General features: G+C 68.4%; 15 protein-coding genes. 3 read left to right on the top strand and 12 right to left on the bottom strand.

The annotated features are described in order from the left end of the window. Positions 1 to 366 (bottom strand): ferredoxin reductase domain-containing protein, encoded by a 366-nt coding sequence (locus E0H45_RS20700; protein ID WP_202872414.1) that lies wholly within the window; start codon positions 364 to 366, stop codon positions 1 to 3. A 349-nt stretch (positions 367 to 715) separates the two neighbouring features. Here E0H45_RS20700 and E0H45_RS20695 point away from each other — a divergent pair, with 349 nt between their 5' ends. Continuing rightward, on the top strand, positions 716 to 2,059 hold the full coding sequence (locus tag E0H45_RS20695) for an FAD-dependent oxidoreductase (RefSeq protein ID WP_202872413.1): 1,344 nt from the start codon (positions 716 to 718) through the stop codon (positions 2,057 to 2,059). A 106-nt stretch (positions 2,060 to 2,165) separates the two neighbouring features. Here E0H45_RS20695 and E0H45_RS20690 read toward each other — a convergent pair whose 3' ends face one another. The 4 genes from E0H45_RS20690 to E0H45_RS20675 all read right to left on the bottom strand — a co-directional run bounded on the left by E0H45_RS20690 (position 2,166) and on the right by E0H45_RS20675 (position 8,088). After that, positions 2,166 to 3,437 (bottom strand): ABC transporter ATP-binding protein, encoded by a 1,272-nt coding sequence (locus E0H45_RS20690; protein ID WP_131339634.1) that lies wholly within the window; start codon positions 3,435 to 3,437, stop codon positions 2,166 to 2,168. A gap of 81 nt (positions 3,438 to 3,518) precedes the next feature. After that, positions 3,519 to 4,673 (bottom strand): N-acetylglucosamine-6-phosphate deacetylase, encoded by a 1,155-nt coding sequence (locus E0H45_RS20685; RefSeq protein WP_131339632.1) that lies wholly within the window; start codon positions 4,671 to 4,673, stop codon positions 3,519 to 3,521. A 12-nt stretch (positions 4,674 to 4,685) separates the two neighbouring features. Continuing rightward, the gene (locus E0H45_RS20680) at positions 4,686 to 7,403 is read right to left on the bottom strand and encodes an ATP-binding protein (protein ID WP_131340656.1); all 2,718 of its coding nucleotides are present in this window, start codon (positions 7,401 to 7,403) and stop codon (positions 4,686 to 4,688) included. Between the two features lie 43 nt (positions 7,404 to 7,446). Continuing rightward, the gene (locus tag E0H45_RS20675) at positions 7,447 to 8,088 is read right to left on the bottom strand and encodes an HAD family hydrolase (RefSeq protein WP_131339630.1); all 642 of its coding nucleotides are present in this window, start codon (positions 8,086 to 8,088) and stop codon (positions 7,447 to 7,449) included. A 31-nt stretch (positions 8,089 to 8,119) separates the two neighbouring features. Here E0H45_RS20675 and E0H45_RS20670 point away from each other — a divergent pair, with 31 nt between their 5' ends. Both E0H45_RS20670 and E0H45_RS20665 read left to right on the top strand, forming a co-directional pair. Continuing rightward, positions 8,120 to 9,142, top strand: coding sequence for a DUF4037 domain-containing protein (locus E0H45_RS20670; protein WP_131339628.1), 1,023 nt, complete (start codon positions 8,120 to 8,122; stop codon positions 9,140 to 9,142). A gap of 3 nt (positions 9,143 to 9,145) precedes the next feature. After that, positions 9,146 to 10,180, top strand: coding sequence for an enolase C-terminal domain-like protein (locus E0H45_RS20665; RefSeq protein WP_131339626.1), 1,035 nt, complete (start codon positions 9,146 to 9,148; stop codon positions 10,178 to 10,180). Between the two features lie 9 nt (positions 10,181 to 10,189). On the opposite strand, the gene E0H45_RS20660 is transcribed toward E0H45_RS20665, so the two are convergent. The 7 genes from E0H45_RS20660 to E0H45_RS20630 all read right to left on the bottom strand — a co-directional run bounded on the left by E0H45_RS20660 (position 10,190) and on the right by E0H45_RS20630 (position 19,594). Further along, positions 10,190 to 11,827, bottom strand: a complete 1,638-nt coding sequence (locus E0H45_RS20660; protein WP_131339624.1) for an MOSC and FAD-binding oxidoreductase domain-containing protein — start codon at positions 11,825 to 11,827, stop codon at positions 10,190 to 10,192. 78 nt (positions 11,828 to 11,905) lie between these two features. Beyond that, positions 11,906 to 12,883, bottom strand: a complete 978-nt coding sequence (locus tag E0H45_RS20655) for an aminoglycoside phosphotransferase family protein (protein ID WP_165546527.1) — start codon at positions 12,881 to 12,883, stop codon at positions 11,906 to 11,908. Next, complete coding sequence (locus tag E0H45_RS20650) at positions 12,880 to 14,382, bottom strand: sulfatase family protein (RefSeq protein ID WP_165546526.1); 1,503 nt, start codon at positions 14,380 to 14,382, stop codon at positions 12,880 to 12,882. The genes E0H45_RS20655 and E0H45_RS20650 overlap by 4 nt, the downstream gene beginning before the upstream one ends. Next, the gene (locus tag E0H45_RS20645) at positions 14,382 to 16,142 is read right to left on the bottom strand and encodes a sulfatase (RefSeq protein ID WP_131339618.1); all 1,761 of its coding nucleotides are present in this window, start codon (positions 16,140 to 16,142) and stop codon (positions 14,382 to 14,384) included. Before E0H45_RS20645 ends, E0H45_RS20650 begins: the two co-directional genes overlap by 1 nt. After that, positions 16,139 to 16,969 (bottom strand): ATP-binding cassette domain-containing protein, encoded by an 831-nt coding sequence (locus E0H45_RS20640; protein ID WP_131339616.1) that lies wholly within the window; start codon positions 16,967 to 16,969, stop codon positions 16,139 to 16,141. Before E0H45_RS20640 ends, E0H45_RS20645 begins: the two co-directional genes overlap by 4 nt. Beyond that, positions 16,962 to 18,656, bottom strand: coding sequence for a dipeptide/oligopeptide/nickel ABC transporter permease/ATP-binding protein (locus E0H45_RS20635; RefSeq protein WP_131339613.1), 1,695 nt, complete (start codon positions 18,654 to 18,656; stop codon positions 16,962 to 16,964). Before E0H45_RS20635 ends, E0H45_RS20640 begins: the two co-directional genes overlap by 8 nt. Further along, a complete protein-coding gene (locus E0H45_RS20630) occupies positions 18,653 to 19,594 on the bottom strand; it encodes an ABC transporter permease (protein WP_131339612.1) in 942 nt (313 codons plus the stop codon). Before E0H45_RS20630 ends, E0H45_RS20635 begins: the two co-directional genes overlap by 4 nt. Between the last annotated feature and the right edge of the window lie 3 nt (positions 19,595 to 19,597).

Genomic DNA, 19,597 nt, shown 5'->3' with positions numbered 1-19,597 from the left:
TCAGGAGTCCCAGATCGGGCCGAGCGTCGGAATACCGAGGCGCTCCAGGCCGTGCACCACGGACCAGGTCAGCTTCCGGTTCGACACGCAGATCACGGCCTCCGCCCCGGAGTCCTCGTACGCCGAGTAGGCGAGCTTCACCATGTCCGGTTTGCCGTACGCGTCGGTGTCCCAGATCAGCGCGTCCGGCTGCGCGGACAGGATCTCGTCGACCAGTTCCTGTCCGTACGTCTTCACCGGATCGCGTGTCACCCACACCAGTTTGTGCGGCACGCGAGCGGCCAGAACGTGCGCGAGCACCGGTCCGATCCCGCTGCCGGTCACCAGGTAGACGACTCGGCGGAAGACTGTCCCGTAGTTCGCCATACCTGCTGTCGCGACACCCCGGACCCACACGTGCGGCGGCGGATTGTCGATGAAGTCACCGGTGCCGGCAACAAGACGTCCGTCAGCATCGGATCACAACGAACCGCACTCATGAATTCCCCCCGAATTTCGGTACCACCCCCGGTAATGCAGGCTGAGACGCCTCGGCACACCAATTCGGTTGATCCACGGCACGGCGTCGGGGCCGACTGCAACAAAACCTCAACAAAGGCCCGATCGGGCACTGCGCCAGTGGGCCGACGGCCTGACCAAACGCCACAACGTGAGACCGCTGGGGAGCTGCTCACCACACTTCGGGTAGGTTAGGCTTGCCTAACTTATTGGAGTGATGATGAGGGATCTCCGCCTTGCTGTGGTCGGTGCGGGACCGGCCGGCATCTATGCGGCCGACATAGTGACGCAGGAACACCCGGGTGCGCACGTGGATCTGATCGAGCGCCTGCCCGCGCCGTTCGGGTTGGTGCGGTACGGCGTTGCGCCGGACCATCCCCGGATCAAAGAGATCGTCAAGGCGCTGCAGCGGGTCGTCCGCCGGGACCGGATCAGGTTCGTCGGCAACGTCTCGTACGGCGTCGACCTGAAGCTCGACGACCTGCGCCGGTACTACGACGCGGTCGTGTTCGCGACCGGCGCGATGGCCGACCGCCCGCTCGACATCCCGGGGATCGACCTGCCGGGCAGCTACGGCGCCGCGGACTTCGTGAGCTGGTACGCCGGGCATCCCGACGTACCGCGGGACTGGCCGCTCGAGGCCCGTGAGGTCGCGGTGATCGGGGCCGGCAACGTCGCGCTCGACATCGCCCGGATGCTCGCGAAGCCGGCCGACGAGCAGCTGAGCACCGAGATCGCGGGCAACGTCTATCAGGGGCTGAAGCTCAACCACGCGACCGACGTACACGTGTTTGCCCGGCGAGGTCCGGCGCAGATCAAGTTCACGCCGATGGAGTTGCGGGAGCTGTCGCACTCGCCGTCGGTGGACGTGATCGTGCACCCCGAAGGGTTCGAGATCGACGAGGCGAGCCAGGCCGCGATCAACGCCAGCAAGGGCACCCGGCTGGTCGTCGACACGCTGCTCAAGTACGTCGAGGCCGAGCCGACCGGCGCACCGCACCGGATCCACATCCACCTCTGCCACGCGCCCGTCGAGATCCTCGGGAGCGATCGGGTCGAGGGACTGCGGACCGAGATCACCCAGTTGCAGGGAGACGGCACGGCCAAGGGCACGGGAGAGTACGTCGATACGCCCGTGCAGGCCGTGTACCGCGCCGTCGGTTACCTCTCGTCCCATCTGCCGGAGATCCCGTTCGACCACCAGGCGGGCGTGATCACCAACGACCGGGGCAGGGTCCTCGACCTCGACGGCGTACCGCTGCCGGGCCTGTACGTCACGGGCTGGGTCAAGCGCGGCCCGATCGGACTGATCGGCCACACCAAGTCCGACGCGGCGGAGACGATCGCGAGCCTGCTCGCCGACATCGACTCGCTGCCGCCGCCCGAGATCCCTGATCCACAAGGGATCCTGGAGCATCTCGCGGGCCGCGGCGCGACCGTGATCGACTCCGACGGCTGGGCCCGCCTCGACGCCCATGAGATCGCCCTCGGCGAAGCAGCCGGCCGCGAACGCATCAAGGTCGTCCCGCGCGAGGACATGGTGAACATCGCAAACGGCTGACATCTCTGGGGCAGTGCACCCCGCGCGGTGCCTGTGGACAGGTAATAACTTGTTCACGGCCACCGCAACGCAGGCCCTCGACCGTCAGGGCCGCGGCGGCTGGGGGTCAGCGGGTGACGCGGTCGACGCGGCGGCCGGTGCGGTCGAAGAGGTGGATCTGGGAGGTGTCGAGGGCGAGGTGAATGCGCGTCCCGCGTGCCAGTTCGGTGTCGACCGGGAGTTCGACGACCAGGTCGGCGCGGCGGTGGGCGGCGCCGTGGATCTCCGGCGGGGGAGGGGCCGGCGTCCCGAACCCGAGCCGTGAGCGAAGCCTGCTCAGGAACGACGGCTCCGGATCGGCCGCGGGAGACGCGTGCGCCGGTGCCACGCGGCCGATCTTGTCGGGATCGACGACTTCGATCCCGCACTGGACGAACGCGATCGACTGCTGGCCGTGGAACTCGAAGGCGCGGATCGTTCCGCTCAGCTGGTTCGGCGCGTCCTCGGTCGTGATCAGACTGAACGCGCTCGAGCGGGCGCCGACGATGACCTCGGCGCCGTCGTGGTGCCGCAGGATCAGCGACCGGCGATCGGTGGGGTCGAGGCCGACCGACTGGCTGCCGAGGTCGAGGGCGACCCGGTGGTGGGCGGTGACGCGCACGGTCGCGGCCATCAGGTTGATCCGCGGCGTGCCGAGAAAGCCGGCCACGAAGGCGGTAGCGGGATCGTTGTAGACCTGCGTCGGCGTACCGACGTCCTCGATCCGGCCGTCCCGCATCACCGCGATCCGGTCGGCCAGCGTCAGCGCCTCGACCTGGTCGTGCGTCACGTAGAGCGTGGTCACGTTCAGGTCCCTGGTCATCGCGCCGATCTCCTGGCGGAGCTCGGTGCGCATCGTGGCGTCGAGGTTCGACAGCGGTTCGTCGAGCAGGAACACCTGCGGCCGCCGTACCAGTGCCCGGCCGATCGCGACTCGCTGCCGCTGACCGCCCGACAAGGTGCGCGGCATCCGGTCGAGCACGGACTCGATGCTGAGGATCTGCGCGAGCCCAGCCGCGGTGGACCCGGCCTGGACGTCGTCCTGCCCGGCGATCTGCAGCGGGAACATGATGTTCTCCTGCACCGTCCGGTTCGGGTACAGGGCACCGGTCTGGAAGACCATCGCCACGCCGCGCTCGCGGGGAGCGAGCCGGGTCCCGAGGGTCCGCCCGAACCAGACCTCGCCTGCGGTCACCCGTTCGAGGCCGGCGATCATCCGCAGCAGCGTCGTCTTCCCGCACCCGGACGGACCGAGCAGCACCATGAACTCGCCGTCATCGACCTCCAGCGACAGCTCGTCCACGGCCAGGTGTTCACCCTCGAACACCTTGGACACCGCGTCGAGCCGGATCGCCGTCATGTACGCCTTATACGGGAAGTTCCGGTTCACCGGCAAGCACTGGGCACTTTGCGAACTGATTGCAGACCGACGATCCAAAACTCAACTGTTGCTGCAGGCAATCAATCTGCCGTTGACAACGACGGTTGCGACGTCGCCGACGGCGCCGTCCGGGGTGCTGGTCAACTGGACCAGGTCGGCGCGGGCGCCGACTTCCAGGCGGCCGCGGTCGTGCAGGCCGAGGAGGTTGGCAGGGGTCGTGGTGGCCATGGTGGCAGCGGTTTCCAGCGGAAGCCCACCAGGGCCGGTGGCCCAGCGGAGGCAGTCGAGGAGCGAAGCGCCACTACCGGCCAGGTACGGCGTGCCTTGCAGGCGGAGACTTCCGTCGGAGGCGACGGTGACTGCGCCGCCGACCGCGGTCCGGTAATCGCCGGGAGCGCATCCGGCCAAGGCTGCGGCGTCGCTGGTGAGGACGCAGCGCGTCGGGCCCTTGGCGCGGACCAGGGCGGCGAAGGTGTCGGCGGGGAGATGATGGCCGTCGGCAATCAGCCCCGCGGTGAGCGCGTCCTCCGTGAGCTGGGGCCAGATCGGGTTGTGGTGTCGGTCGATCTGAGCGGGCAGTCCATTACCGAGGTGGGTCGAGAGCAGTCCGCCGGCGGCCGCGAAGGCGTGGACGTCGGCGGCGGTCGCCAGCGAATGCCCGACCGACGGGAGTACGCCGTTCGTCGCGAGGTGCCGGGTGAACTCGAGGGCGCCCGCGCGTTCCGGCGCGACGGTCATGATCGCGATCGCGCCGTCGGCCGCAGCCTGCCAGCGGTCGAACTCGTCGGCGTCCGGGTCCCGGATCACGGCCGGGTCGTGCGCACCGCGGGCGCCCTCCGCGGACGAGATGTACGGACCCTCCAGGTGCAGGCCCGGTACGCCGTACGCCACATCGGGATCGGTGGCTCGCGCGGAGGCGGCCCGCTTGACGAGCGTGGTCGTGGTCGCGTCGTCGGCGGAGATGATCGTCGGGTAGACCGTGGTCACCCCTTGGCCCCACAACGCGCGGACGAGGTCGGGCAGCTCGCTCGCCGGGCGGGACGGGTCGTTGACGTCCAAGCCGCCGTACCCGTTGAGCTGGATGTCGACGAGACCAGGGATCAGTAGCAGGTCCGGTGCGGACGGGTGGTCGGTGATCTCCTCGATGCCGTCGGCGGAGAACCGCACCCGCACTCCGCGCCCACCGGCCGTGCGACCTTCCAGCACGTCGCTCATGACACTGGCCTCCTAGGGCTTCAAGGTTCGGAGTTGGCGGCGGGAGGTGATGCCGAGTTTGGAGAAGGTTTTGCGGAGGTGCCACTCGACGGTTCGGGGGCTGATGAAGAGCTGAGCGGCGATCTCCGGGTTGGTCAGGCCGTCGCGGGCCAGGCCGGCGATCTGGGACTCCTGCGCGGTCAGATCGTTGGTGGTCTCGGGCGTGCGTTTGCGGACCGTCTCGCCGGTGGCGAGCAGCTCGTGACGGGCGCGTTCGGCGAAGGCTTCAGCACCTATCGCGGCCAGTTGCTCGTGGGCGGTGCGGAGGTGCGCGCGGGCGTCCTGGCGGCGGCCTTCGCGGCGCAGCCATTCGCCGTACAGCAGTTCGGCGCGGGCCGACTCGATGCGGAGACCGGTCCGGCTCAGGTGGTCGATCGACGCGCGGTACGCGTCCTCGTCGTTGCTGAGCAGCGCTCGCGCACGGGCCTCCATCCCGCGCCCCCAGTCCGACGGGGTGGCGGTGACGCGCTCGTTCAGCCAGGCCAGCGCGGTCTCGACCAGCTTGGTGTCGCCGGTCCGCGAGGCGGCCTCGGCCAGTTCGCCGATCACGAGTACGCCGTACGCGACGACGTCCTGCTCGAACACCTGCAGCGCCGCGTCCCGGGCCGTCTCGTAGCGGCCGAGGCCGTTGTTCAGCAGCGAGTTCGTGTACGTCGCGATCGCGGTCATCCGGCCCTGGCCCTGAGCGCGTGCTTCGCGGATCATCGCGTCGATCAGCGGTGTCGCCTCGGCCTCGTTCCCGCGGAGTGCGGCCAGCTGCATGCGGCCGATCCCGAGCACCCGGTTCCCGGTCGCGGCCGCGATCTGCCGCTCGTCCTCGACGTACGCCGCGGCGGCCGCGAGATCGCCGGTCATCGACACCACGTTGGCGCGGAAGTTCAGCGCCCACTGGAGCTGGACGAGCGCACCGCTGTCGCGGGCGATCCGGTCATGGCGGGCAGCAAGTTCGAGTGCCGCGTCGAGGTCCCACACGTCGATCGCGACGATGCCGCTGGCCCGGTTGCCGGCGAGCCACAGCCAGCCGCGGACGTCCTCGGCCTCGCTCTCGCTCTGCCGCGCCTGGTCGAGGGCTTTGACGAGCTGCGTTGCGGCCGCGGCGTACCCGCGGGTGAAGCGGAGCGCGAGCGCCTGCAGGAGCAGGTCGCCCGGCGGGTCCGACGGCGCCGGTGCGGGTGCGGCGGACGCGGCCTCTCCGAGGATCCCCGGGGTCTCCGGGCCGCTCGCCCAGATCGCGGCCGACATCGCCTCCAGGTACGCGACGCGCGCCTGGTCGTGGTCGAGCGGATCCAACTGCTTCGCGGCGACGACCAGCGTTCGGGCTGCCTCGGTGGCATGTCCGCGGTCGAAGGCGATCTCGCCGCGCAGGCGCATGACCTCCGCCTCCCGTACGGCGTTCGCGGGACCGGCGGACGCGGCGCCGAGCAGGTCCAGCGCAGCATCGAGCGCACCGGCGCTGCGCTTCGCCGTGGCGGCGGCGAGTACGCGGTCGGCTCGGAGACCCGGGTCGATCGTCAGCGCGGCCGAACGTTCGAGGAACGTGCCCGCCGCGAAGAACCCGCCACGTGCTTGGGCGCGCTGCGCGGATCGTTCGAGTTCGGCGGCGACGTTCTCGTCGGGGGTCATGGTCGCCTGCGCGCGATGCCAGGCCCGGCGATCGGGGTCGGTCTCGGGATCAGTGACGTCCGCGAGGACCCTGTGCACGGCCAGTCGTTGCTGCGGCGTGGCCGTCCGGTACGCCGCGGAGCGCACCAGCGGGTGCCGGAACCGGATGTGCTGGCCGAACGTGATCAGCCCGGACTCGATCGCGCCCGCGGCCGGGTCAGCGGCGAGCCCGAGTTGTTCGGCTGCCCGCCACAAGAGCGTCGGGTCGCCGAGCGGTTCGGCGGCCGCGGTCAGCAGGAGCAGCCGGGTGTCGGGCTGCAGCGCTTCGAGTCGCCGTACGAAACCGTCTTCGAGCCTGCTTGTCAGGGTGCCTGCGGTGAGGCCGTCGGCCAGCTCGGCTGCGGTCCACGCGCGGGGGAGCTCCAGCAGGGCGAGTGGGTTGCCGCGGGTTTCGGCCACGATCCGGTCGCGAACCCGAGGGTCGATCGGTCCGGGGAGTACGGAGTCCAGCAGGGCGCGGGCGTCGGCGTCGTCGAGACCGCGGATCTCGAGTTCGGTCAGACCGGTGAACGCGTGCTCGATGCCGTCGCGGACCGCGAAGACCATGACCACCGACTCGGCGGCGAGTCTGCGGGCGACGAACGCGAGGATCCGCGCCGACATCAGGTCCAGCCACTGCGCATCGTCGACCACGCACAGCAGAGGCCGCTCGTCGGCCGCGTCGGCAAGCAGGTTGAGGACAGCCAGACCGATCAGGAACTTGTCCGGGGCCGGGCCGCTCACGAGGCCGAAGGCCGTACCGAGCGCGTCTCGCTGCGGCGCAGGCAGTCGGTCGAGGTGATCCAGGAACGGCTGACACAGCTGGTGGAGACCGGCGTACGCGAGCTCCATCTCGGACTCGATCCCAGCGGTCCGGGTGATCCGGCAACCATCGGCCCCGGCGACCAGTGCGTCCAGCAAGGCCGACTTGCCGACTCCGGCCTCTCCGGTGAGCAACAGCACCTGGCTCCGGCCAGCCTTCGCCTCGCTGACCAGCCGGTCCAGTACACCGGTCTCCCGCCGCCGGCCCCGGAGCCCTCGATCTGCCATCCCCACGCCGGTCAGCCTAGCCGGGCCGGCTTGTGTGCACTGGTCAGGCGTCGAGCAGTTGGAGCGCCTGGGTGATCGAGGTGGTGACTGGTGCGCCTGTGGTTTGCAGGGCTTCCAGGGTCATGGCCCCGGTGGTGACGAGTACGCAGCGGGCGCCGGCTGCTTGGGCGGCGTCAGCGTCGTCGACGACGTCTCCGATCAGTACTACGTCGGACGGGTCGAGCTGCTGCGCCTGCAGGTGGCGGATCAGGCTGTCGGCCTTCGAGCCGCCGCCCACCTCGCCGGGCAGTCCGTCGACCCGGGTGAAGTACTGCGTGAGGCCGTAGTGCTCGACCGTCGGCGTGAGGCGCGAGTGGAACCACATCGACAGCAACGACTGAGTCCGCCCGCCCGCGGTGCAGGCCCGCAGTACGTTGTGAGCCCCGTCAGCGAGCTCACAGGTGGGCAGGAGCGCGTCGTACCGGTCGTGGTAGAGCTTGTCGACCTGCGCCCACTCCTCCTCGTCGAGCGTGCGCTGCAGGATCTGCTCGTACGAGAGCCGCATCGGCCGCGCGTACGCCGCCTGCCACTCGCCCCAACTCAGCTCGACCCGCCCGAACCCCGCACAAACTTCGTTGACGGCAGCCAGTACGGCGTGATTGTCATTGAGGAGCGTCCCGTTCCAGTCCCACACCACATGTTTCACCGGGCAACTCTAACGATCGGAAGGTAAAGCAGTGATCGAGTTCCGCCAGGCGGCCGATGTCGCAGACGGGTTCCATGCCGAGGTGATCGCGCCTCTGGTGGGGGACGTCGACTACGCGGCCGGGCTGTTGGGGTGGGGCTCCGACGTCCTCGGGTACGACACCGCGCGCTCGACGGACCACGGGTGGGGGCCGCGGCTCGTCGTACTGGTCGACGCGGACGAGGTCGAGCGGGTGCGTAAGGCCGTCGACGACGGGCTGCCGGACGAGTACGACGGGTACCCCGTCCGCTTCGGCTGGGACAGCCACGAGCCGCGGCACCACGTGACGGTCACGACCGTGGGGGACTGGTTGCGGGAGCTGCTCGGGTTCGACGCGTCGAAGGGGATCGCGGTCGAGGACTGGCTGGTCACGCCGCAGCAGCAGCTCCTCGGCGTGGTGGCGGGCCGGGTGTACGCCGACGACGGCCGGCTGGCACGGGTTCGTGACGCACTGGCCTGGTACCCGGACCAGATCTGGCGGTGGACGCTTGCCTGCCAGTGGTCGCGGATCGCCCAGGAAGAGGCGTTCGTTCAGCGCACGCACGAGGTGGGTGACAAGCTCGGGTCACGTGTCGTGGCTGCTCGGCTGGTGCGGGACCTCATGCGGCTGGCGTTGCTGCAGGCACGGACCTATGCGCCGTACAGCAAGTGGCTCGGTACGGCGTTCGCTCGCCTCGGTCACCCGGACGGGCTCGACGTGGCGCTGGCCGCTGCGGTGGCAGCCGAGTCGTACGCCGATCGCGAGCAGGCGCTCGTCACGGCGTACGAGCTGGTCGCCCGTCGCCACAACGCGCTCGGGATCACCGACGAGCTCGACCCGGCGCCGCGGCCGTACTACGACCGGCCGGCGCAGGTGCTCCAGGCCGGGCGGTTCACCGAGGCGTGCCTGGCAACGGTGACTGACGAAGCCGTATCCCGGCACGGGCTGATCGGCTCGATCGACCAGTTCGCGGACAACACCGACGTGCTCAGCAATCCGGTCGCGTTCCGGAAGCTGATCTCTGTCTATCGTTGACCGATGACCCTCGCCAGGCACGTCATCAGCTCCGTCACGACCACCGAGATCCACTACGAGTACCTGCGGACGATCGGCCACAACGCGTTCCTCGGGAGCCACGGGAACGGCGGCAGCTCCACGGCGTACGTCGTGGAGACCGACCGCGGCGCGATCGGCTGGGGGCTGCCGTTGTACGACGCGGATCCCGGGCTGCTGATCGGGCGATCGGTGGCGGAGCTGATCGATCCGGAGCAGGGCGTGATCGACCCGGCGGCGGAGTTCCTCGACTACCCGCTGCACGATCTGGCGGCGCGGATCCTTGATGTGCCGGTGTACGCGATGCTCGGCGGCGCCGGGTCGCCGCGGGTGCGCTGCTACACCGGCGGCATCTACTTCGACGACCTCGACGGCGGGATGGACGCGATCCGGGCGAATCTCGCGCAGGACCACGCGTTCGGGTTCCGCGACTTCAAACTGAAGATCGGCCGCGGCCACCGGTGGATGGACACCCGCGCCGGACTGCAGCGCGACATCGAGGTGACGCGACTGACCCGCGAGCTGTACCCGGACGCCGGGATCCTTGTCGACGGCAACGACGGCTTCACCGTCAACGGCCTCTTCGAGTACCTGGACGGTGTCGCGGACTGCGACCTGTACTGGATCGAGGAACCGTTCGCCGAACGCCGCCCGGACCTGGAGGCCCTGCACGAACACCTGGGAACGATGCCGTCCCGCCCGAAGGTCGCCGATGGCGAGTACGACCCGAACGAGGCCCACGTCTTGGAGCTGGCCCGCGAAGGCCTCGTCGACGTGGCGCTAATGGACGTCACCGGCCACGGCCTCACCGCCTGGCGCCGCACCATGCCACTCCTGAAGGCCGAAGCCTCACCCCACGCCTGGGGCCAGCCCCTCAAGACCCTGTACGCCGCCCACCTGGCAGCCGGCCTCGGCAACACCCCCATCATCGAAGGCGTTCCCGGCCCCGGCTACTACGTCCTGGAGGACGGTCACGTCGTACTGTCCGAAGACCCCGGCTTCGGCCTCACCCTGCCGTAGCTCGACGGATCACATGTCCAAGACGAGGTCGGTTGTTGGGCGGGAGCAGCAGATGAGGGCCTGGCCGTCTGGTGGTGGTTCTAGTGGAGTGGGGGAGTAGGTGAGGTTGCCTGAGAGCAGTGGGGTGATGCAGTTGTGGCAGACGCCGGTGCGGCAGCTCCAGCGGGCTGGCACGTCGCACGCCTCGGCCAGCTCGAGCAGACTGCCTTCGTGCATGGGTGTGGAGATACCGCTGCGGGCGAACGTGACCAGCGGTCCTGTGCCGGGCACATCTGGTTGGTGCGGCGGTCTGCTCGGTTGGCCGACCACACCTGGGTTCAGCGATGCCAACGCTCCGAACAGCTCCGTGCGGATCCGCGTCACACCTAGTGCTTTCAGGGCCTCCTGCATGTCCGCCATGAACGACTCCGGCCCGCAGACGTACGCCGTCGCGTCGGTCGGCAATGCCAGGCCGGCCAGCTTGTCCTTGGTCAGCCGGCCGTCGACCGAGCTGTAGTACACGTGCTCGTGAGCTCGAGGAAGCTGTGCGAGCATCTCATGTGCCTCTGCCGCGAACGCATGCTCGGTCGGCCCGCGGGCCGCGTGGATCCACCACACCTCGCGAGAACTACCGGCAAGGCTGTGGAGCATCGCGAGCACAGGCGTCACGCCGATGCCCGCTGAGATGAGCAGCACCGGCTCGGTCCCGTCGTCGAGGGCGAACTCACCACGTGGTGCCGCGACGTCCAGCACGCTGCTCGGCGTCAGTTGGGTGATGTATTGACTCCCGACACCGTGCGGTTCGCGCTTCACGCTGACTCGGTAGCCGCGCGAGGTGGAGAGTGAGTAGCTGCGCACCGCACCAGGCAACCGAAACGTCAGGTACTGACCAGCCCGAGTCGCTGGCAGCTCACCACTGTCAGCTGCTGCGAGGTACACGGAGAACACGTCGCTGGTCTCGGCAACAACATCAGTCACCCGCAGCGGCCGAAAGCCGTCCCAGGCCGGCTTCGGCGCGGCAGCCTGCTCCAGGAGATCGTGGAACGAACCCTGCCAGCCAGGACTCATCGCCGGGATCTGTACGGCGAGCCGCAGCTTCCCCATGTCCCGCTCGGGCAGATAGAGCAGCGCGTCCGTGTCGGACACACTCAATGCGCCAGGGCCGGTCGCTGTCTTGACGATCGAGTCACCGGCCGCGATCTCGCCTTCCGTGATCACCCGGCAGTAGAAGCCCGGCCGATGGTGGCTGACGAGCAGCGCGGGCAGCTCTGGCTCACCCATCCGCAGACCGACCCGGTAGCAGGTGACCCGCGGCTGGGTGACCTCCAGTTCCGCGCCGCCGATCCGGTACCGGTCGCCGATGCAGACCTCGTCGTCAGGCAGCCCGTCGACAGTCAGATTCTCGCCGAACTGTCCGTAGCCGAAGTCGTCCCGTCCGAAGTGCTTCTCCCAGTAGCGATAGGACTCGAGCTGGTACACGAGCACCGCGCGCTGCTCACCACCGTGGCCGGCTGTGTCGCCCTGGCCATCGCCCGCCAGGTTCAGCCGACGGACCAGCACCGGCCCGTCGACAGGCTGCTTCCAGACGCCGGTGTACACGGTCTTCCCGTTCCACTCGACGTTCTTCGGCAGACCGACGTTCACCGACAACACAGTCGCTTCACTCATCCGGACAGCTCCTTCATGGTCCCGTCCTTCATGGTCCCGCAGCCAGCTCGACCAGGTCCTGCCGCGCTGAGCCCTGGTTCAGGTCGGCGGTGGTTCTGTCAGGGTGGCACGACTGTCGAGAGTGTCCATTGCAGTGAGCGAGGCCCGGTACCACTTCACGCTGCGCTGGAAGACGGACTGGAACAGGTTGCTGATCACGGAGAACCGGAAGTCCCAGCGGCAGAGCTCCCAGCTGTAGTCCGGCCGGTCCAGCGCCTCCCAGTAGTACCGAAGCAGATCCTGGGCGGCAGGTTGCCTGGCCGGGACGGCACTGAGTGAGTAGGCCAGGTCATGTGGTCCGAGGCCGGGCTTCAGCTCGGACCAGTCGATGATCTTCGGCCGCGGATCGCCGTCGGCGAAGAAGATGTTCCCGAGAAAGTGGAAGTCGCCGTGGATCAGTGTCAGTGCCCGGCCGCAGGCGACACGGTTCTGGAACTGCCGCTCCCATCCGGTGATCACCTCGTCCAGGGCCGCACGCTCCGTCGGCGTCAGCTCAGTCGCCTCGGCAAAGAAGCTGTCTGCCTCGCTCCGTACCGCTGCGGCGTGGCGAGTGATTACCTCAGGCGGCCAGGCTTGCGCAGAGTTCGTCACCGACGGCTCGAGATCTGGAGCGGCGGTCAAGTCGTTCCAGAAACGCGAATGGAAGCCGGCCAGGACGTCGATGGCCCCATGGAGCTGTCGGTCCGTCACATCGGTTCCGACCACGCAATAGCCGGCTGCGCCCAGGTCCTCGGTCAGCAGCAGTACGCGGTCACCGGTGTCACTTGCTCCGACGAGCTGCGGGGCCGGATGATCCCACTTCGGCGCGAGCTGTTCGAAGAACTGCACTTCCCGACGAGCCGCAGCGCGTCCGGCTCCACTCGCGAGCTTGGCGATGACGGTGAAGCCGCTACCGTCTGCGCGACGTATCAGCAGGCGCGCGACGTCGGCAGCGGACGCTGCGAAGGTCTCGACGACCTCGACACCGTGCACAGGCGTACCGAGTGCGGTGCTCACCTCAGCAGCAGTGAGGTTCACGTGTCGGTCCGCTCCTTCAGACGCTCGGTGTACTCCGCTACCTGTCGCAGGGACTTCTCGTCTGCCCACGACCACGTCGGCGCCTCTGTCGATGGGCCTTCATACGGAAGATCCGCGTAGTGCGCTTGTAGCTGGGCCAGCTGGGTGGTCAGCGCTGCGCGGGTCTCGGCGTACGTCGGGTCGTCGGCTACGTTGACGAGCTCCTCCGGGTCCTTACGGAGGTCGTACAGCTCCCACTCGGACTCGAAGAGCCGCTCCGACGACCCCGGTACGCCGAGGCCGGCGCCGTAGTAGTGGATGAGCTTGAACTCCTTCGTCCGTATGCCGTAGTGCGCCGGAGCGTGGTGGATCGGGTCGTCGTGCTCCCAGTACCGGTAGTACACGGCGTCCGGCCAGTCCGGGACCTCCTCACCACTCAGTACCGGGAGGAAGCTCCGCCCCTGCGAGGTAGGTAGCACCGGCGCGCCGGCCATGTCGAGGAACGTCGCCGCGAAGTCCACGTTGGTGACCATCGCGTCGCAGGTACTGCCGGCCGGGATCACCGACGGCCAGCGGATCATCATCGGCATCTGCAGCGACTCGTCGAACATGAGCCGCTTGTCGAACCATCCGTGATCGCCGAGGAAGAACCCCTGGTCGGACGTGTAGACGACGACCGTGTTGTCGCTGACCCCCTCCTCGTCCAGTACGTCGAGGAGCCGCCCGACGTTGTCGTCGATGCTCTGGACGCACTGCAGGTAGTCGCGCAGGTAGCGCTGGTACTTCCACCGCATCCGCGCCTCCCGGTTCTCCGGGCCGCGAAGCTCGTCCGGCAGCTCCTCACCGAGCTCGTCCGCACCCAGGTCGTCCGCAACGGACATGCGGACGCCACGGACCGCCTGGCTCCGGTTGCTGTGGTCGTCGAACAGCGTGCTCGGCTCCGGGATCGAACCGACCGGGTAGAGGTGTTTGTGCTTCTCGTCCGGGACCCACGGCCGGTGTGGTGCCTTGTGGTGCACCAGCAGCAGGAACGGCCGCTCCGGGTCCCGCTGCCGGATCCAGTCGATGCTCTGATCGGTGACGATGTCCGTCGCGTACCCGGGCACGGTCTCGGCGCCGTCCGGTCCGAGCATCAGCGGGTCGACGTACTCACCCTGCCCGGGGAACACCCGCCACGCGTCGAAGTGCCGCGGCGCGGACTCCGGTCGCTCGCCCAGGTGCCACTTGCCGAACAGCGCGGTCTGGTACCCGGCGTCCTTCAGCACTTCCGCGAACGTCGGCACGCGGTAGTCGATCTCGGTGAAGATCGACGCGACCCCGTTCACGTGGCTGTACGTCCCGGTCAGGATGGACGCCCGGGACGGCGAACAGATCGAGTTGGTGCAGTACGTCGCGTCCATCCGCACCCCGTCCTGGGCCAGCCGGTCCAGGTGCGGTGTGCTGTTGACCTTGCTCCCGTACGCCGAGATCGCGTGCGCGGCATGGTCGTCGGACATGACGAAGACGATGTTCGGGCGCATCAACTCACCTTTCGGATGACGTGTGCGGACAACGCGGTGTCGAGCTCCAGCATCATCTCAGCGGTCACGCCAGGATGCGCAGCGAACACCTCGAGCAGGGGAGCGGTGGGAATGAGTCGACGCATCCCGGTGAGCCCTGCCGTCAGATGACTTGGCAGCACGTCCGGGTGGCCCTCCAGTACGTCGGTCAACGTCAATGTTCGCAGCGGAGAGTCCTCTGCGACCTCGCTCCGGCGTACCGACGGCTGGAGGGCCCGTTGTGCCTGCTCCCACTGGCGTTCGATCAGCAGATGCTCGGTCAGCACAGGCCCTGCGGCCGGCAGACCGAGGCGTTCGTACTGCTCGGCAGGTGCGTCGTTGGCGCGCATCAAGTCGACCATCAGACCGCACAGCTGCAGCTCCAGTTCGTCGTCTCGCAACGGGTGCTGCTGCTGCGGGTCGTTCTGTAGGTCGAAGAGCAGCGAACCATGCCACCAGGGGTTCCCGACCGGTGGGCCCGCGACTTTCAGCAGTGGGACGCCCTTGGTGAAGGTGAAGCCGTCGGTCAGCGTCGCGTCCTGGAGCTCTCCGGGCCGGAAGCGGGCGCGCATGTGCGTGGGCATCAGCGTGTAGTTGTAGAGCGGACCGTTGGACGGCTCGGCGCAGGCACGCATGTAGACGTAGCGGCCGTCCGTGACGTTGACATGGCCGCCGTGTGAGCCGAACAACGCGCCCGCACGTGTCTGATCACCTGTCAGCGGCAGGCCCTGCATATCGGCTGGAGCGTCGACAGCAAAGTAGTCGAGCAACGTCGGCGCGATGTCGACCGTCTGCACCAGGTCGTCCCGACGTACCCCTGCCGCCCGATCCCGCGGATCCCACACGAACAACGGCGTGTGGATCGTCTCGTCGAACCATGGCTGCACGCTCTTGCCCCACCACCCCCGCTCACCGAGCAGGAACCCGTGGTCGGTGCACACGATCAGCATCGTGTCCTCCCACAACCCGTGCTGATCAAAGAGATCGAGCACCCGGCCGAGCGAGCGGTCGCACATCGCCAGCAGCGACAGGTATTCACCGCGCGCCCGTTCGACCTCCTCCGGCGACTCGACCACCCGCCGGTACGACGGCCAGTCGAACACCGGCGCCTCGGTGTCGACCCCGAGCAACCGCCGGTACTCGTCGTAGCTGAAGAACGGCTCGTGCGGGTCGAACGTCTCGATCTGCACGAACCACTTGTCCTCGGCAACGTTCGTCTCGATGAACTCGATCCCCGCGTCGAACGTCAGCGTCTGCGGATGCCGCGCCTCGTCCTGCAGGTACTGCCGGTTCACCCAGTCCTGCCGGCTCAGGAACGTCGTCGCGTTCAGCGTCTCCGGCACCTCGGGATCACGGACGTGCCCCTTCCACCGGTCACCCTCCTGACCCCGGAAGAACTCGTACGTCGAGTAGCGGTTGTGGTACGTCGACCCGCCGTCCTCCCAGTAGTGCTGGTGATCGGTCGCCAGATGCGTGTGTACGCCGCTCTGTTGCAACAGCTCCGGCATCGAGTCGTCGAACGGCTCCAGTGGACCCCACGAGCGGTGCAGGAAGTTGTACCGGCCGGTGTGCAGCTCACGCCGCGCCGGCATGCACGGCATGCTCCCCGCGTAGCAATTCTCGAACAGCGCGGTCTGCTCGGCCAGCCGGCTGAAGTTCGGTGCATGCACGTTCTCCGCGCCGTACGGCGGCAGCATCCGCCGATTCAGCGAGTCGTACATGACCATCACAGCGCGTTTCATGCAATCGCCTCACTCGCCAGCAGGTCGCGGCGTTCCTGACGGCGCGCTGCCTGGCGGTCCGGGTCGGGAATGGGTGCTGCCATCAGCAGACGTTTCGTGTACGGGTGGTCGGGCCGCTCGGTGACGTCGAGAGCGTCGCCGTACTCGACGATGTCGCCGCGGTACAGCACCGCGACGCGATGGCTGATGTGCCGGACGACCGCGAGGTCGTGCGAGATGAAGAGATAGGCCACGCCGGTCTCCTCCTGGATCGAGATGAACAGGTCGAGCACGCGCGCCTGCGTGGACAGGTCCAGCGCGGACACCGGCTCGTCACAGACGATCAGCTTCGGTCGCAGCGCGAGCGCCCGGGCGATCGCGATCCGCTGCCGCTGGCCGCCGGAGAACTCCCGCGGCAGCCGGTGTACGGCGTCGTGCGGCAGACCGACCTGGTCGAGCAGCGTGCGCACCCGAACACTTGCCTGACGACGATCGACCGTACGGCGGGCGACCAGCGGCTCGACCAGGATGTCCTCGACGGTCATCGACGGATTGAGCGAGCTGTACGGGTCCTGGAAGACCACCTGGATGTCGTCACTCAATCGCCGGCGCTCCCGGCGCGGCATCCCGATCAGCTCCCGTCCGTCGAACCGGATCGACCCGGAACCGACCGGGACGAGGCCGAGGATCGCCCGCCCGATCGTGGTCTTACCGGAGCCGGACTCACCGACCAGACCAAGCGTCTCGTGCGGCTTGATGTCGAAGGACACGTCGTGCAGTGCCCGGAAGCCGTTCGATCGCCAGCCGCGGCCGGCGTACTCCACGACGACGTTGCGTGCCTCAAGCATGATTCACCTCCAGGCGGGTGCGCGGCGTGCTGTCCTCGAGCGTCGAGCCGAGCAACGTCTGTGTGTACGGGTGCTGCGGACTCGCGAACAACGGCCGGACGTCGTTGACCTCGACGATCCGTCCGTCCTGCATCACGGCCACCCGGTCGCAGATGTCCGCGACCACCCCGAAGTTGTGCGTGACCAGCAACATCGCCATCCCGAACTCGGTCTGCAGCCCGCGCAGCAGTTCGAGTACGTCGGCCTGCACCGTCACGTCCAGCGCCGTCGTCGGCTCGTCCGCGATCAGCAGATCCGGCTTGCCCGACACCGCGCCCGCGATCAGCACGCGCTGCGCCATACCGCCGGAGATCTCGTGCGGATAGGCGGCGAACGTACGACGGGGATCCGGGATGCCGACGCGCTCCAGCAGGTGCAGTGCTTCGGCGACGGCCGCCTGCTTGGACAGGCCGCTGACCGCGCGCAACGGCTCGACCAACTGCTCGCCGACCCGGAAGCACGGGTCGAGGTTCGACATCGGCTCCTGCGGGATGTACCCGATCCGCCGGCCGCGCAGCGAGCGCCGCTCGGACTCGGGCAGCCGGGCCAGCTCGGTGCCGTCGAAGGCGATGCTGCTGCGACCCAGCAACGTGCCGCCCGGTGACAACAGACCGAGAACCGAGAACGCGGTCTGGGTCTTGCCCGAACCGGACTCGCCGACCAAGCCCATCACCTCTCCGTGCCGTACGTCGAGATCGACGCCGTGCACGACCTCGCGGTAGCCGTCGCTGCTCGGGTACCCGACGGTCAGGTTGGTGATGCGGAGCAGCGGCAGCTCATCGGCGTCCGGGGTCGCGGGGACGAGCTCCGGCGGTTTCGGTGGCTTGCGGGGCCGCTCGGTGCGCTGGATGACGTCGCGGATCGCGTTGCCCAGCAGGACCAGCGAGGCGACGGTGAGCGCGATCGTCAGACCGGGCCACCAGATCGCGACCCGTGACGTGTAGATGTTCGTGAACGCGTCCTGCAGCATGCCGCCCCAGGTCGGCGTCCCCGGATCGCCGAGGCCGAGGAACTCGAGCCCGGACTGGACGACGATCGCGATACCGGCCACGACAGCGGCCTGGATGACGATCGGCGCGCGGACCACCAGCAGCACGTGGCGGCCGATGATCCGGGGATCACTCAGCCCCGAGACCCGGGCCGCGTCGACGTACAACTCGTGTTTGACCGCCATCACCTGGCTTCGCACCAGGCGGTGGAAACCGGGCGACAGCATCACGCCGAACGCGACCATGGCCAGGTAGATCGACGAGCCGAGCGCCTGGAACAGCGCGAGCAGCACGATCATCGTCGGCAGCGCCATCAGCAGGTTCGCGCCCCAGCCGAGGACGCCGTCGAGCAGACCGCCGTAGTACCCGCTGAGCAGACCGGACACCACGCCGAGCACCAGTGCGACCGAGAGAGCGATCACCGCGCCGGTCAGGGTGTTGCGGCCGGCGTACAGCAGGCGGCTGAAGATGTCCCGGCCGGCGCCGTCACCGCCGAGCAGATAGCCACTGCCCGGACCTGCGTTGATCTTGTCGAGCCGGAGCGCGGTCGGGCTGTGCGGCGCGACCAGCGGTGCGAAGATGCTCGCGAGCACGATGACCAGCAGAATCACCAACGCCGCGACCGCCAGCGGGTTGCGGAACACTTTGCGAGCTGTCACTGGACACGCACCTTCGGGTTGACCCAGCCGCTGACGACGTCGATGACCAGGTTGACGATGACGACCAGGACGACCAGCGTGACCACGACGCCCATCAGCACCGGTACGTCGCCCTGGAGCGCGGCGTTGACGGTGAGCGTGCCGAGACCGGGGATCGCGAACACCTTCTCGATCACCACGGCACCGCCGAGCAGTGCGATGAACTGCAGCGACAGCACGGTCAGCGCGGGAATCGCCGCGTTCCGCAGTGCGTGCCGGAACAGTACGGACCGCGGACTGATGCCCCGGGCCCGCAACGTGCGGACGAAGTCCTGACGCAGTACGTCGATGACCGCGCCACGGACCTGCTGTGCGGCTGACGCCGTACTCCCGATCACCAGGGACACCACCGGCAACACGAGGGCCGCTGCCCAACTGCCGGGTGACTCCGAGAGCCGCACGTAGCCGGTCGCCGGGAGGACTCCGAGGGTGACCGAGAAGAACACCACGAGGACCAGTGCGACCCAGAAGTTCGGCAGTGCGAACCCTGCGACGCTCAGCACCTGGATGACCCGATCCAGCCAGCCACCACGCACTGCCGCCGCCACACCGAGCCCGACACTGATCAGTGCGGTCAGGGAAACGGCCAGGACGACCATGGACAAGGTGACCGGCAGCCGGTTGGCGATCGCCTGTGCCACTGGCTCGTTGGTGAACCAGGAGATGCCCAAGTCGCCGCGGACCGCGTGTCCAGCCCAGGTGCCGAGCTGCGCGAGTAGAGGCTGGTCCAGACCGAGCTCGGCGTTCTTCGCAGCCAGTTGGTCCGGGGTGGCGCTCTCACCGAGCAGGTTGCGAGCGACGTTGCTCGTGCCGGAGAAGGCGAGCAGGAAGGTGATGCCGGCGATCACCGCGACCAGTACCAGGCACGCGACCAGGCGGCGTCCGATGAATCCGAACATGCC

Origin of the sequence: Kribbella soli (assembly GCF_004331345.1) — a bacterium.
Lineage (GTDB): Bacteria > Actinomycetota > Actinomycetes > Propionibacteriales > Kribbellaceae > Kribbella > Kribbella soli.
The sequence above is the reverse complement of the archived record's forward strand: the minus strand, read 5'-3'. Positions and strand labels throughout refer to the sequence as shown.

Coding starts and splice junctions, on each gene's coding strand:
- E0H45_RS20700 (WP_202872414.1), bottom strand. CDS start 366: ATGGCGAACTACGGGACAGTCTTCCGCCGAGTCGTCTACCTGGTGACC.
- E0H45_RS20640 (WP_131339616.1), bottom strand. CDS start 16,969: ATGCTTGAGGCACGCAACGTCGTCGTGGAGTACGCCGGCCGCGGCTGG.
- E0H45_RS20650 (WP_165546526.1), bottom strand. CDS start 14,382: ATGCGCCCGAACATCGTCTTCGTCATGTCCGACGACCATGCCGCGCAC.
- E0H45_RS20660 (WP_131339624.1), bottom strand. CDS start 11,827: ATGAGTGAAGCGACTGTGTTGTCGGTGAACGTCGGTCTGCCGAAGAAC.
- E0H45_RS20645 (WP_131339618.1), bottom strand. CDS start 16,142: ATGAAACGCGCTGTGATGGTCATGTACGACTCGCTGAATCGGCGGATG.
- E0H45_RS20685 (WP_131339632.1), bottom strand. CDS start 4,673: ATGAGCGACGTGCTGGAAGGTCGCACGGCCGGTGGGCGCGGAGTGCGG.
- E0H45_RS20690 (WP_131339634.1), bottom strand. CDS start 3,437: ATGACGGCGATCCGGCTCGACGCGGTGTCCAAGGTGTTCGAGGGTGAA.
- E0H45_RS20665 (WP_131339626.1), top strand. CDS start 9,146: ATGACCCTCGCCAGGCACGTCATCAGCTCCGTCACGACCACCGAGATC.
- E0H45_RS20630 (WP_131339612.1), bottom strand. CDS start 19,594: ATGTTCGGATTCATCGGACGCCGCCTGGTCGCGTGCCTGGTACTGGTC.
- E0H45_RS20680 (WP_131340656.1), bottom strand. CDS start 7,403: ATGGCAGATCGAGGGCTCCGGGGCCGGCGGCGGGAGACCGGTGTACTG.
- E0H45_RS20695 (WP_202872413.1), top strand. CDS start 716: ATGATGAGGGATCTCCGCCTTGCTGTGGTCGGTGCGGGACCGGCCGGC.